Source organism: Streptomyces sp. NPDC049970 (assembly GCF_040660235.1).
Classification (GTDB): domain Bacteria; phylum Actinomycetota; class Actinomycetes; order Streptomycetales; family Streptomycetaceae; genus Streptomyces.
In genome coordinates this window covers 1-13123 of sequence record NZ_JBFALP010000005.1, presented here as the reverse complement: position 1 = coordinate 13123, position 13123 = coordinate 1, and the positions used below count along the sequence as shown (strand labels likewise).

Genomic DNA, 13123 nt, shown 5'->3' with positions numbered 1-13123 from the left:
AGCGTTCCGGTATGAGACTCGGAGTCCTCGACGTGGGGTCGAACACAGTGCATCTGCTGGTCGTCGACGCACACCCCGGTGCGCGCCCGCTGCCCGCGCACTCGCACAAGGCGGAGCTGCGGCTCGCCGAACTCCTCGACGCGGACGGGGCGATCGGCCCCGAGGGTGTGGACCGCCTGGTGGCGACGGTCGCCGACGCCCTCCAGGCCGCCGAGGACAAGGGCTGCGAGGACGTGCTGGCCTTCGCCACCTCCGCCGTGCGCGAGGCCGGAAACGCCGACCAGGTGCTGGCCCGGGTGCGGGACGAGACCGGGGTGGCCCTCGCCGTCCTGAGCGGTGAGGAGGAGGCCCGGCTGACCTTCCTGGCCGCCCGCCGCTGGTTCGGCTGGTCCGCGGGGAAGCTGCTGGTCCTGGACATCGGCGGCGGTTCGCTGGAGGTCGGCTTCGGCATGGACGAGGAGCCCGACGCCGCGGTCTCGCTGCCCTTCGGCGCCGGGCGCCTCACGGCGGCCCGGCTGCCGGGTGATCCGCCGGACCCGGCCGACGTACGGGCGCTGCGCCGGCACGTCCGCGCCGGTATCGCCCGTACGGTCGGCGAGTTCACCAGGCTGGGGCCGCCCGACCACGTCGTCGGGACCTCCAAGACGTTCCGGCAGCTCGCCAGGATCGCGGGCGCCGCGCGTTCCGCCGAGGGGCTGTACGTGCAGCGCGTCCTCACCCGTAAGGCGCTGGAGGAGTGGGTGCCGAAGCTGACGACGATGACCGTCGAGCAGCGGGGGAGGCTGCCCGGGGTCACCGAGGGGCGCGCCGCCCAGCTGCTGGCGGGGGCGTTGGTCGCCGAGGGGGCGATGGACCTCTTCGGCGTCGAGGAGCTGGAGATCTGCCCCTGGGCGCTGCGCGAGGGGGTCATCCTGCGCCGACTGGACCACCTGCCGACGGCGCAGGCGGCCCTGGCCTGACGGTGTCGCCGCCGGTCATGGTCCTTCTCACTTTCAGCCGGGCTCCATCGAAGACGTGTACCGCTGCCCGTACCCTGTCCACGTGGCAGAACCAGTGGTGCGCATCCCGGATGCGAAGGTCGCCCTGTCGACGGCCTCCGTCTATCCGGAGTCGACGGCGACGGCCTTCGAGATCGCCGCGCGCCTGGGCTACGACGGTGTCGAGGTCATGGTCTGGACCGACCCCGTCAGCCAGGACACCGATGCGCTGAAGCGCCTGTCCGACTACCACCAGGTGCCGATCCTCGCCGTGCACGCGCCCTGTCTGCTGATCACCCAGCGCGTGTGGTCCACCGACCCGTGGGTGAAGCTCCAGCGGGCCAGGGCCGCGGCGGAGAAGCTCGGGGCGTCGGCGGTGGTCGTGCACCCGCCGTTCCGTTGGCAGCGCAACTACGCCCGCGACTTCGTCACCGGAATCTGGCGCATGGCGGACGAGACCGACGTGCGGTTCGCCGTCGAGAACATGTACCCGTGGCGCTACCGCGACCGGGAGATGCTCGCGTACGCCCCTGCCTGGGACGTCAGCAACGACGACTACCGGCACTTCACCGTGGACCTCTCGCACACCGCGACCGCGCGCACCGACAGCCTGGCCATGGTCGACCGGATGGGCGACCGGCTGGCCCACGTCCACCTCGCCGACGGCAAGGGGTCCAACAAGGACGAGCACCTGGTGCCGGGCCGGGGCGACCAGCCGTGCGCGGAGCTGCTGGAGCGGCTGGCCCGTACCGGTTTCGAGGGCCATGTGGTCATCGAGGTGAACACCCGCCGCGCCATGTCGTCGGCCGAACGCGAGGCCGACCTCGCCGAGGCGCTCGCCTTCACCCGGCTCCACCTCGCGTCGTCGGCCCGGGCGCCCCGCCCGTGACGCCCGGCGCGGACGGCCCGGCCCCCCGGCGCAGGGGGCGCCCCGCCCGCACGGCGCGCGCCGAGGGCCCCGACGCCAGGACCCGGATCCTGGAGGCGGCCCGCGCGGAGTTCGCCGAACGCGGCTACGACAAGGCGTCGATGCGCGGCATCGCCAAGGCGGCCGACGTCGACGCGGCCCTGGTGCACCACTACTTCGGTACGAAGGACGAGGTGTTCGCCGCGGCGATCGAGCTCTCCTTCGAGCCCGCGCTGGTCATCCCCGATATCCTCGGCGGCCCCTCGCAGGACGTCGGGGAGCGGCTGGCCCGGTACTTCATCGGCGTATGGGAGAACCCGGTGTCCCGGGCGCCGCTGCTGGCGATCCTGCGCTCGGCGCTGACGCACGAGGCGGCGGCGAAGGTGCTGCGCGGCTTCGTGCTGCGCCGGCTGCTGGAGCGGATCGCGGCGGACCTGGACGTGCCCGACCCGACCTTCCGCGCGGAACTCGCCGCCTCCCACATGATCGGTATCGCGATCCTGCGGTACGTGATCCAGGCGGAGCCGCTGGCGTCGGCCGATCCGGAGAAGATCGTCGCGATGGTCGCCCCCACGCTCCAGCGGTACCTGTGCGACGGGTGACGTGCGCCCGGCCGTGCGACCGGGCGGGGGCAGGCCGGGCTTCGGACCCGGCCGCCCGCCGACCGGGCGCGGGTCGGCCGGGCTCCGTACCGCCCGCCCAGCGATCACCGCGGCTGCCCGCCCACTGAGCATCCCGTCCCGCATATCGGACGGGGTGTCCAGATCTTGGCACGGGAGGCGTACGCTCGTAGGCAGTCTTTTCTGTCTTGAAGGAGCGAGCGACGATGCCACAGCTGAGGTCCCGCACGGTCACCCACGGTCGCAACATGGCGGGCGCCCGCGCCCTTATGCGGGCGTCCGGCGTAGCCAGTGAGGACATTGGCAAGCCGATCATCGCGGTGGCCAACTCCTTCACCGAGTTCGTGCCCGGTCACACCCACCTCGCCCCCGTCGGCCGGATCGTCTCCGAGGCGATCAAGGCGGCCGGCGCGGTCCCCCGTGAGTTCAACACCATCGCGGTGGACGACGGCATCGCCATGGGACACGGCGGCATGCTCTACAGCCTGCCCTCCCGCGACCTCATCGCGGACAGCGTCGAGTACATGGTCGAGGCGCACTGCGCCGACGCCCTGATCTGCATCTCGAACTGCGACAAGATCACCCCCGGCATGCTGATGGCCGCGATGCGCCTCAACATCCCCACGGTGTTCGTCTCAGGCGGTCCGATGGAGGCCGGGAAGGCCACCCTCGTCGACGGCACGGTCCGCAAGCTCGACCTGGTCAACGCGATCAGCGACGCGGTCGACGAGAGCATCTCCGACGAGGACATCCTCCGCATCGAGGAGAACGCCTGCCCCACCTGCGGCAGCTGCTCCGGCATGTTCACCGCCAACTCGATGAACTGCCTGACCGAGGTCCTCGGCCTCTCCCTCCCCGGGAACGGCTCCGTCCTCGCCACACACACGTCGCGCAAGGCGCTGTACGAGAACGCGGGCCGCACGGTCGTCGAGATCACCAAGCGCTACTACGAGCAGGACGACGAGACCGTCCTGCCGCGTGCCATCGGCACCCGCGCCGCGTTCGACAACGCCATGGCGCTCGACATCGCGATGGGCGGCTCGACCAACACGATCCTGCACCTGCTCGCCGCCGCGGAGGAGGCCGAGCTCCGCTACACCCTCGACGACATCAACGAGGTCTCGCGCCGCGTCCCCTGTCTCTCGAAGGTCGCCCCCAACGTCGCCCCCGGCGGCACGTACTACATGGAGGACGTCCACCGGGCGGGCGGCATCCCCGCCCTCCTCGGCGAGCTCTACCGTGCGGGGCTGCTCAACGAGGACGTGCACTCGGTCCACTCCGACACCCTCGCCGAGTGGCTCAAGACCTGGGACGTCCGCGGCGGTTCCCCGTCGGCCGAGGCCGTCGAGCTCTGGCACGCGGCCCCCGGCTGCGTCCGCTCGGCGACCGCCTTCTCGCAGTCCGAGCGCTGGGACACCCTCGACCTGGACGCGGCCGGCGGCTGCATCCGCGACCTGGAGCACGCGTACTCCAAGGACGGCGGACTCGCGGTCCTCAAGGGCAACCTCGCCGTGGACGGCTGTGTCGTGAAGACGGCGGGCGTCGACGAGTCCATCTGGACCTTCGAGGGCCCGGCCGTCGTCTGCGAGTCGCAGGAGGACGCCGTCGACAAGATCCTCCGCAAGGAGATCAAGGAGGGCGACGTCGTCGTCATCCGCTACGAGGGCCCGCGCGGTGGCCCCGGTATGCAGGAGATGCTCTATCCGACGTCCTTCCTCAAGGGGCGCGGCCTCGGCAAGAGCTGCGCCCTCGTCACCGACGGCCGCTTCTCCGGCGGTACGTCGGGCCTGTCCATCGGCCACGCGTCGCCCGAGGCCGCGTCCGGCGGCACGATCGCGCTCGTCGAGGACGGCGACCGGATCCGGATCGACATCCCGAACCGCTCGATCGAGCTCCTCGTCCCCGACGCCGAGCTCGCCACCCGGCGCGAGGCGCTGAACGGCGTGTACGCGCCGAAGAACCGTGACCGCAAGGTCTCGGCGGCCCTGCGGGCCTACGCGGCGATGGCGACGAGCGCGGACCGGGGCGCGGTCCGCGACGTGACCAAGCTCGGCTGACCCGCGGCGTTCGTGTCCGGCCCCGTCCCTGGTGTCACCAGTGGGCGGGGTCGTCCGCTTCCACGGCGAAGACGGACCCGTCCGGGGCTGTCGCCACGACGCTCCGGCCGAGGACGACGGGGGCGGGCAGCGAAGAGGCGAGGCCGAGCTTCCCTTCCCTCAGCCGCGGCCGTGTCTGGCCCACCAGCGTGCCGCGCCGCGTGTCCACGGCGAGCAGCCGCCCGTCGGCCGCAGAGAAGTACAGCCGGTTCCCCGTCCCGAGCACCGGCGCCGAGGTCAGCCCGACAGCCGTCTCCAGCCGCCACCGCTCCGCCTCACCGCCGCCCGGCCGGACATCGACGGCCAGCAGGGTCCCGCCGCGCTCCAGCAGATACGCGGTCTCCCCGGCCACCACGACCTCCGGCCCGTTCATCCGGAAGGGCAGCGGCACCCGCACGGCGCTTCCCCGCCCCGGGTCGTGACGGACGAGCCCGGTGACCTGGGCGTCCGTGTTCATGGAGGTCAGCACGAGCTCCCCGGCGGACACTCCGGCCGGGGTGAGGGCGCCGTCCAGCCGGTGCCGCCACGCCGTCCGCCCGTCCCGCGCCGAGACCGCCGTGACGAGTGTGGTGGACCCGTCCGCCGCGTGCTCGAAGGCGTACGCCAGCCCTGTCGCCGCGTCGTACAGCGCGAAGGCGGGCCGCTCGTGACCCGGCAGGGAGTGCCGCCAGCGGGACGTGCCCGTCGCCGCGTCGAGCCCCTCCGCCGCGCCGTCCTGCCCGACCATCATCAGGGTGGCGCCCGCCGGAAGGGGGACGTCCTGGTAACGGGAGAGATCCGCCCGCCAGAGCTGGGCGCCCCCGTCGGCGGCGTACGACCGGAGCGGACCGCCCGGGGCGGCCGTGTACGCGGGACCGCCCGGCGCCGCGCCGAGTCCGGGCGCCTCGGGCGAACTCTCCCGGTGCGACCAGACCACCCGGCCGTCCGCGGGGTCCAGCCGGGCCGTGCCGTAACCGGCGGCCGCGCAGTACAGCGCGGAACCCGCGGGCGCGCACGCCGGGGTCGATCCGCCCTTCGACGGCAGTGCCGTCCGCCACGGCACGAAGGCGGGCGGTGCCTGTGCCACCGAGTCCCCGGCGGCGTTCGGCGCCGGCGCATCTCCCGCGCCGGTCGCCCATACGCCTCCGGCGGCCAGCGCGAGCACCACGGCGCCCGCCGCCGACAGCAGACCGGCCCGCCTGCCCTTCCCCGGAGCCACGGGCACGGGCCCGTCGGCGGAGCGCACATGCGTGGTCCCGTCGTCGGAACCTCCCGCCTCCGCGTCGGCGTCCGTCGCTCTCGGGGCGACCGGCCGCCGCTGCGCGGGTATGAAGGCCGCGGCCTCGTACGACGGAGGGTGCAGCGCCGCCATGATCTCGTCCGGAGTGGGACGCTCCGCGGGGTCCTTCGCCAGGCACCTGCCCACCAGCGGAGCGAGGTCAGCCGGCACCCCCGCCAGATCGGCCTCGTCGTGCACCACCTGGTAGGCGACGACGTAGGGGCTGCCGGAGTCGAACGGCCCCCGGCCGGTCGCCGCGTGCACCAGCACCGCACCCAGCGCGAACACGTCCGCGGCGGGCCCGACCTCGCGGGGCCGCTGGAACTGCTCGGGCGCCATGTACGGCGGCGAGCCGATCAGCTTGCCCGTCTCGGTGCGCAGATCACTGTCGTAGGGCCGGGAGATCCCGAAGTCGATGACCTTGGGCCCGGAGTCGGGGAGCAGCACGTTGCTCGGCTTGAGGTCCCGGTGGATGACGCCCGCCCGGTGGATGTCGCGGAGCGCCTCGGCGAGTCCCGCCGTGAGCCTGCGCAGTTCCGCCGGGCTCATCGGGCCGTTCCGCCTGACCTGCGCGGAGAGCGTCGGGCCGGGCACGTACAGGGTGGCCATCCAGGGCAGCGCCGCGGCCGGGTCCGCGTCGACGACCGGTGCGGTGAACGCCCCGCTGACCCGGCGGGCCGCAGCCACCTCCTGCCGGAAGCGGGCCCTGAACTCCGGATCCGCGGCGTGTTGGCGGTGCACGACCTTGACGGCCAGCTGGAGCCCGGACTGGGAGCGCGCCAGGTGCACCACACCCATGCCGCCCGAGCCGAGGCATGCCTGGAGCCGGTACCGCCCGGCGTACTCAGGATGCTCCGCCTCCGGATGTGATCCGGTCCCTCGCAGCGGCGGCATCGCCCACCCCCGTGTGTTCGTGCGCGTGCGCGACGCACGGAGCCTAGTCGATGGTGCGTGCGAGAGGCGTGGGGCTTGTTAGCCTGCGCGTCGTCGTATTCGCATCTCAACGGGGGAGGCCTTCATGGGCGTTGGAGAGAACACCGGAACCACGGCGGACGAGGCGGAGGGCGGCGCCGAGGCGACTGCTCTCGCGGCGGCCCCCGTCGTCTACCCGATCGCTCCCGGCTACCGCGTCAACGTCCGCAGGGGGCCCGGCACGCAGTACGGGATCGTCCGGACGCTGCCGTACGGCATGAGCGTCCCGGTCTACTGCCAGAAGCCGGGCGAGTGGGTGTCCGGCCCGTACGGCACGTCGAACCTCTGGGACAACATCGCCAACGGCCAGTTCGTGGCGGACGCCTACGTCAAGACGGGCAGTGACGGCTACATCGCACAGCGCTGCGACTGACGTGACCGGCGCGCGTCCTGGGACAATCGATTCCGTGAGCGAGAACAGCGAAGCCCCCGGAACGTCCTCCGCCGCGCCCTCGGGCGGCACCGCGCCAGGGCCGCGGCCCGAACCCCTCCGTTTCTTCGGTACGACCTGGGTCGACCACGACGGCGGTTACGGGCTGCGGCGGGCGGGTGTCACGGTCGGTTCGCTCGCGGCGGCGGTCGCCTCGTGCTTCGTGCTCCGCTTCGCCTACCAGGGCTTGGAGATCGCCGAGGTAGGCGGCCTCGTCGGCATGATGGTGGTGCTGATGTTCGCGGTCTGCAGCGCCATCGCCTTCCGCAAGACCTGGGACGGGTTCGTCCGCCGGCCCGCCGACGCGTCCCACGAGGACAGGCTGCGCGGCCTCAAGTCGATCGGCTTCATCGGCTCGCTGCTTGCCTACTTCCTCCGCTCCTTCCGCGAGGCACCGGGCGAGAGGCTGCGGCGTACGGAGTACGAGACGGCGCTCGCCCAGTACAGGAAGCGCCGCTCGTCCCGGACCGGCAACCCCGCGGCCCGCGCGAAGACCAAGGGCAGGCGCCCCGGGCGCGGGTGACCCGGCGGAACCGCCCCGCGCACCCGGGAGCGCGCGCACGATGGACCCATGTCCGCAACCGTGCCCCGCGCCCTTTCGTTCGACAGCGCCGCCGCCCTCTACGCGGCGGCGCGCCCCGGATACCCGCCCGCCCTCCTGGACACCGTCGAGGAGTTGGCCGGCCGTCCCCTGAGCGGTTCCCGCACCGTCGACGTCGGCGCGGGAACGGGCATCGCGACCCGTCGGCTGCACGCCCGCGGAGCCCTGGTCACCGCCGTCGAGCCCGGCCCCGGCATGGCGGCCGAGCTGCGCCGGTCGCTGCCGTCGGTACCGGTAGTCCGGGGTGACGGCAACCGCCTCCCGCTGGCCACCGGGTCGGCCGATCTGATCACCTACGCCCAGTCCTGGCACTGGACCGACCCGGCCCGCGCCCTCCCCGAGGCCCTGCGCGTCCTCCGCCCCGGCGGCACTCTCGCGCTCTGGTGGAACGTCTCCGACCACTCCGTCCCCTGGGTCGTGGACCAGGGCGAGCGGCTGCGCCGTCACTTCGGCGTGGGCGACAGCACCCACGGCACCCCGGGTGGGGCCGGTTCGCGGAACCTCGCGCACTCGTCGGGCGGAGAGTTCGCGCGGCGACTGCTGCCCTGGTCCCGGACCGTGCCGGTCGACACGCACCTCGCCAACCTCTCCAGCCACTCCGCCTTCCTTGTGCTCGGCACCGCCGGTGAGGCCGCCACCCGCCGGTTCATGGACGAGGAGCGCCGCCGTCTGGCCGCCGTGTTCCCCGACGGCACGGTCGAGGAGCGCTACGTCGTCGAACTCGGTGTGCTGGTCCGCTGAATCCTCCGGCCGGCACGGCCGCATCCCTTGACGGGCCGCTTCGTCGGGATCAATATTCATCACATGATGAATTCCACGCCCACCGTGGACACGAACGCCGTCGAGGCCCGTGCCCTCACCGTCGTCCGAGGAGACCGAACCGTCCTGCACGGCCTCGACTTCACCATCGAGCCGGGCCGGATCACCGGTCTACTCGGACCGTCGGGCTGCGGAAAGTCCACCCTCATGCGCGCCGTCGTCGGAACCCAGGCCAAGGCCACGGGAACGCTGGACGTCCTCGGCCGTCCGGCCGGGCACCCGGCCCTTCGACCGCGCGTCGGCTACGTCACCCAGGCCCCCTCGGTCTACACGGACCTCACCGTCCGGCAGAACCTCGACTACTTCGCGGCCGTGCTCCGGCCGGGCCACAGACACCGCGCCGCACGCGAGGACACCGTCACCCGCGCCATCGGCGACGTGGATCTCGCCGGCCGCGCCGACGCGCTCGCGGGCGAGCTCTCCGGCGGGCAGCTCAGCCGCGTGTCCCTCGCGGTCGCCCTGCTCGGCACCCCCGAGCTCCTGGTGCTCGACGAGCCGACCGTCGGCCTCGACCCCGTACTCCGCCGCGACCTGTGGAACCTCTTCCACACCCTCGCCGCCGAACGCGGCACCACCGTCCTCGTCTCCTCGCACGTCATGGACGAGGCCGAGCGCTGCCACCGGCTGCTGCTGATGCGCGACGGCGCGATCCTCGCCGACGACACCCCCGACACCCTCCGCACCTCGACGGGCTCCGCCACCGTCGAGGAGGCGTTCCTCCACCTGGTGGACCAGGCCGCCGACACCCGCCAGGAGACCGCCCGATGAGCACCGACGCCCCCGTACTCACACCGGCCAGGACCCTGGCCACCGCCGCACGTGTCCTGCGCCAGCTCCGCCACGACCCCCGCACGATCGCGCTGCTGCTGGTCGTCCCGGTCCTGATGATCACGCTGCTGCGCTACGTCTTCGACGCCGACCCCCGGACCTTCGACTCCGTCGGCGCCTCGCTCCTGGGCATCTTCCCGCTGATCACGATGTTCCTGGTAACCTCGATCGCCACCCTCCGCGAACGCACCTCGGGAACCCTCGAACGCCTCCTCGCCATGCCCCTCGGCAAGGCCGACCTGATCGCCGGATACGCCCTGGCCTTCGGTGCCGTCGCGGTCGCCCAGTCCCTCCTGGCCACCGCGATGTCCCTCTGGGTCCTCGGGCTCGACGTGGTCGGATCGCCCTGGCTCCTGCTCCTGGTCGCGCTGCTCGACGCGCTTCTGGGCACCGCGCTCGGACTCTTCGTATCGGCGTTCGCCGCTTCCGAGTTCCAGGCGGTCCAGTTCATGCCGGCCGTGATCTTCCCCCAGCTGCTCCTGTGCGGACTGTTCACCCCGCGCGACCGGATGCACCCCGCCCTCGAAGCCGTCTCCGACGTGCTGCCGATGTCGTACGCCGTCGACGGCATGAACCAGGTCCTCGCGCACACCGACATCACGGCCGACTTCTACCGCGACATCCTGATCGTCGCGGGCAGCGCCCTGCTCGTCCTCTGCCTCGGCGCGGCCACCCTCCGCCGCCGCACCGTCTGAGGGCGCGGTGCGAGGATGGCGAGTCACGACGCGTACCGCGCACCGCCACCCGGAGGATGAACCGCATGACCCAGACAGTCGCAGTCCTCGGCACAGGGAAGATCGGCGAGGCCCTGCTCAGCGGCATGATCCGGGCCGGCTGGCGGGCCGCGGACCTGCTGGTGACCACCAGGCGCCCCGAGCGCGCCGAGAAGCTCCGCACCCGTTACGGCGTCGAGGCGGTCTCCAACGCCGAGGCCGCCAAGAACGCCGACATCCTCATCCTCGCGGTCAAGCCCCAGGACATGGGGACGCTCCTGGCCGAGCTCGCGCCCCACCTCACCGCCGACCGCCTCGTCATCAGCGCCGCTGCGGGCATCACGACCGGGTTCATCGAGGACAGCCTCGCCGAAGGCACCCCGGTCGTGCGCGTCATGCCGAACACCCCCGTCCTGGTGGACGAGGGCATGTCCGTCATCTCCGCGGGCCGCCACGCCACCTCCGAGCACCTCGGACACGCCGAAGCCATCTTCGGCGGCGTGGGCAAGACCCTCCGCGTCCCCGAGTCCCAGCAGGACGCCGCCACCGCGCTCTCCGGCTCGGGACCCGCGTACTTCTACTTCCTCGTCGAGGCGATGACCGACGCCGGCATCCTGCTCGGCCTGCCCCGCGCCCAGGCCCACGACCTGATCGTGCAGGCCGCCATCGGCGCGGCGGTGATGCTCCGGGACAGCGGCGAACACCCGGTCAAGCTCCGGGAGGCCGTCACCAGTCCGGCCGGCACCACCATCAGCGCCATCCGCGAACTGGAGAACCACGGCGTACGGGCGGCCCTCATCGCCGCGCTCGAAGCCGCCCGCGACCGCAGCCGCGAGCTCGCCACGGGCAACGGCTGACCGGCTACCCCACCGCGGCCAGCAGCTCCTCGCTGCGCACCACACTCGCGAACCCACCGCCGTGCAGGGTCACGGCGGTGGCACGCGACAACTCCCGCGCGCTCAGCGTCCAGCCCCACGGCCCCACCGCGTCGAAGGTGTACGTCGCGTCGAGGGCGAAGAACACCTCGTAGCCCAGATTGCCGCCCATGCGCGCCGTCGTCTCCGCGCACATGTTGGTCTGGATGCCGGCCACCACGATCTGCCGCACCCCGGACGCCCGAAGCCAGGCATCCAGATCGGGACTGCCGTAGAAGGCGGAGTTGACCGCCTTCGTCAGGAACAGTTCCGGCCCCCGGCCCTTCCCGCGCCGCTCCTCGACGTACTCCTTGAACGCGTTGCCCTCGTAACCCGTGCGCAGCGGCGAGTCCGGCTGGGCCGAGTCGTGGCGCACGAACACGACGGGCCGGCCGCTCGCCTGCCAGGCATCGACGAGCCGCGCGATGTTCCGGTCGGCCTCCGGGTTGTCCCGCGGCCCCCAGTAGTCCTCCTCCTCGAATCCCCTCTGTACGTCGACGACCACCAGTGCTGCGTTCTCCGCGATCTCCATGCCCACCACTCTCCTCGCGGCGGCGGCCCGCTCCCAGAGGCACGAAAGTCATCGATCGATGCTTTACTGCCACGATGACCGACCCCCCGAACCGCCCTGGCCGTATCGCCCTGATGGCGTTCCCCGGCGTCCGCGCCTTCGACGTGTCGGTCATCACGGAGGTCTGGGGCGTCGACCGCACCGACCGAGGCGTACCCGCCTTCGAGCTGCGCCGGGTGGCGGAGGGGCCCGCGGCCGTACAACTGCGCGGTGGCCTCTCCCTCAGCCCCGACCGCACACCGGCCTGGCTCGCACGAGCGGACCTGATCGTGGTTCCCGGCCTCGACGACCATGTGACGCCGGCGCCGGAAGCGGTTCTCGAAGCCCTCCGCCGCGCCCACACGCGGGGCACCCCCATCGCCGCACTCTGCGGCGGCGCCTTCACGCTCGCCCAGGCCGGACTCCTGGACGGCCGCCGAGCTGTCACCCACTGGGACCTCACCGCGCTGCTGGCGAGGTCCCATCCCGAGGTGACCGTCGTACCTGACGCCCTCTTCCTCCACGACGACAACATCTGGACGTCGGCGGGCACCGCGGCGGGGATCGACCTCTGCCTGCATCTGGTCCGTACGATGCACGGGGCCGAGACGGCGGCGACGATCGCGCGTTCGATGGTCACCGCGCCGTTCCGCACGGGAACCCAGGCGCAGTTCATCGAGCACCCCACGCCGCGCGCCGACCGGGACGCGGACGCACTGGCGGAGGTCCGCGCCCACGCGCTGACCCGTCTGGCGGAACCTCACACGGTGGCCGCGCTCGCCTCCCGCGCCGGCATGTCGGCCCGCACCTTCGCCCGCCGCTTCCATGCGACGACCGGTACGACGCCGATGCGCTGGCTGATCACCCAGCGGGTCGCCGCAGCCCAGAAGCTGCTGGAGCGAACCGACTTGGCGCTGCCCGAGGTGGCCCGGCGCGCCGGATTCGGCAGCGAGATCACGATGCGCCAGCACTTCGCGACGCACCTGGCCACCAGCCCGCGCGGCTACAGGCTGGCCTTCCGCGACGGGGAGGCCGAGGAGCGGGGTTGACACGACCCGACCCGATCCGTAGTGTCCTCCGAGTTGTCCGACGTGAGCGCCGACCCCGGTCGGTCCCCGGACAGCCATTCCGCAGTGACCACACCAAGACAGCGACATCTGTCGTGACGTCTTATGCGTGCGTACGTGCGAAATGAGGAATCAGTGTTCGAAGGACCCCCGATTAGCGTCGGGACCCGGGATTCCGCTAATGTCTCACTCGTCGGAACGGCCCAACGGCCGGGAAGGCAAAGCCCGCTGACTGGGAATCAGGCCCGAAAGGATCTGATAGAGTCGGACTCGCCGGAAAGGGAAACGCGAAAGCGAAGAACTGGAAAGCGGAACAAGTATTACCCGCTTCGGCCGGGAATCGGACGCGAAAGAGTCTGATAGAGTCGGAA

The 13123-nt window shown here is 72.2% G+C and carries 13 protein-coding genes; 11 read left to right on the top strand and 2 right to left on the bottom strand.

Features of this window, described 5'->3' with window-relative positions:
• Positions 1–11 precede the first annotated feature (11 nt).
• The 4 genes from AB0I83_RS11230 (at position 12) to ilvD (ending at position 4561) form a co-directional block, all read left to right on the top strand.
• On the top strand, positions 12–959 hold the full coding sequence (locus tag AB0I83_RS11230; RefSeq protein ID WP_363304405.1) for a Ppx/GppA phosphatase family protein: 948 nt from the start codon (positions 12–14) through the stop codon (positions 957–959).
• A gap of 94 nt (positions 960–1053) precedes the next feature.
• Entirely contained in the window at positions 1054–1866 is an 813-nt protein-coding gene (locus tag AB0I83_RS11225; RefSeq protein ID WP_363304627.1) for a sugar phosphate isomerase/epimerase, read from the top strand.
• The gene (locus AB0I83_RS11220) at positions 1863–2486 is read left to right on the top strand and encodes a TetR family transcriptional regulator (RefSeq protein WP_356532504.1); all 624 of its coding nucleotides are present in this window, start codon (positions 1863–1865) and stop codon (positions 2484–2486) included. Before AB0I83_RS11225 ends, AB0I83_RS11220 begins: the two co-directional genes overlap by 4 nt.
• A 224-nt stretch (positions 2487–2710) precedes the next feature.
• The gene (gene ilvD, locus AB0I83_RS11215) at positions 2711–4561 is read left to right on the top strand and encodes a dihydroxy-acid dehydratase (protein ID WP_356841994.1); all 1851 of its coding nucleotides are present in this window, start codon (positions 2711–2713) and stop codon (positions 4559–4561) included.
• 34 nt (positions 4562–4595) lie between these two features.
• On the opposite strand, the gene AB0I83_RS11210 is transcribed toward ilvD, so the two are convergent.
• Positions 4596–6752, bottom strand: coding sequence for a serine/threonine-protein kinase (locus tag AB0I83_RS11210; RefSeq protein ID WP_363304404.1), 2157 nt, complete (start codon positions 6750–6752; stop codon positions 4596–4598).
• Positions 6753–6876: 124 nt separating this feature from the next.
• Here AB0I83_RS11210 and AB0I83_RS11205 point away from each other — a divergent pair, with 124 nt between their 5' ends.
• The 6 genes from AB0I83_RS11205 (at position 6877) to proC (ending at position 11078) form a co-directional block, all read left to right on the top strand.
• Positions 6877–7203 carry an SH3 domain-containing protein gene (locus AB0I83_RS11205; protein ID WP_363304403.1) on the top strand — a complete coding sequence of 109 codons (327 nt, stop codon included), beginning with the start codon at positions 6877–6879 and terminating at the stop codon, positions 7201–7203.
• 34 nt (positions 7204–7237) lie between these two features.
• Complete coding sequence (locus tag AB0I83_RS11200; protein ID WP_363304402.1) at positions 7238–7783, top strand: hypothetical protein; 546 nt, start codon at positions 7238–7240, stop codon at positions 7781–7783.
• Between the two features lie 48 nt (positions 7784–7831).
• Positions 7832–8602: a methyltransferase domain-containing protein gene (locus AB0I83_RS11195; RefSeq protein ID WP_356532509.1), complete on the top strand. Its 771-nt coding sequence runs from the start codon at positions 7832–7834 to the stop codon at positions 8600–8602.
• Between the two features lie 63 nt (positions 8603–8665).
• Complete coding sequence (locus AB0I83_RS11190; RefSeq protein WP_356841996.1) at positions 8666–9448, top strand: ABC transporter ATP-binding protein; 783 nt, start codon at positions 8666–8668, stop codon at positions 9446–9448.
• Positions 9445–10203 carry an ABC transporter permease gene (locus tag AB0I83_RS11185; RefSeq protein ID WP_363304401.1) on the top strand — a complete coding sequence of 253 codons (759 nt, stop codon included), beginning with the start codon at positions 9445–9447 and terminating at the stop codon, positions 10201–10203. The genes AB0I83_RS11190 and AB0I83_RS11185 overlap by 4 nt, the downstream gene beginning before the upstream one ends.
• Before the next feature lie 65 nt (positions 10204–10268).
• A complete protein-coding gene (proC, locus tag AB0I83_RS11180) occupies positions 10269–11078 on the top strand; it encodes a pyrroline-5-carboxylate reductase (RefSeq protein ID WP_356532512.1) in 810 nt (269 codons plus the stop codon).
• Positions 11079–11082: 4 nt separating this feature from the next.
• Here the strand turns inward: proC and AB0I83_RS11175 are convergent, their stop codons facing one another.
• Positions 11083–11667, bottom strand: a complete 585-nt coding sequence (locus tag AB0I83_RS11175; RefSeq protein WP_363304400.1) for a cysteine hydrolase family protein — start codon at positions 11665–11667, stop codon at positions 11083–11085.
• A 74-nt stretch (positions 11668–11741) separates the two neighbouring features.
• Between AB0I83_RS11175 and AB0I83_RS11170 the strand changes: the two genes are divergently transcribed.
• Positions 11742–12734, top strand: coding sequence for a helix-turn-helix domain-containing protein (locus AB0I83_RS11170; protein WP_363304399.1), 993 nt, complete (start codon positions 11742–11744; stop codon positions 12732–12734).
• The last annotated feature ends 389 nt before the right edge of the window (positions 12735–13123 follow it).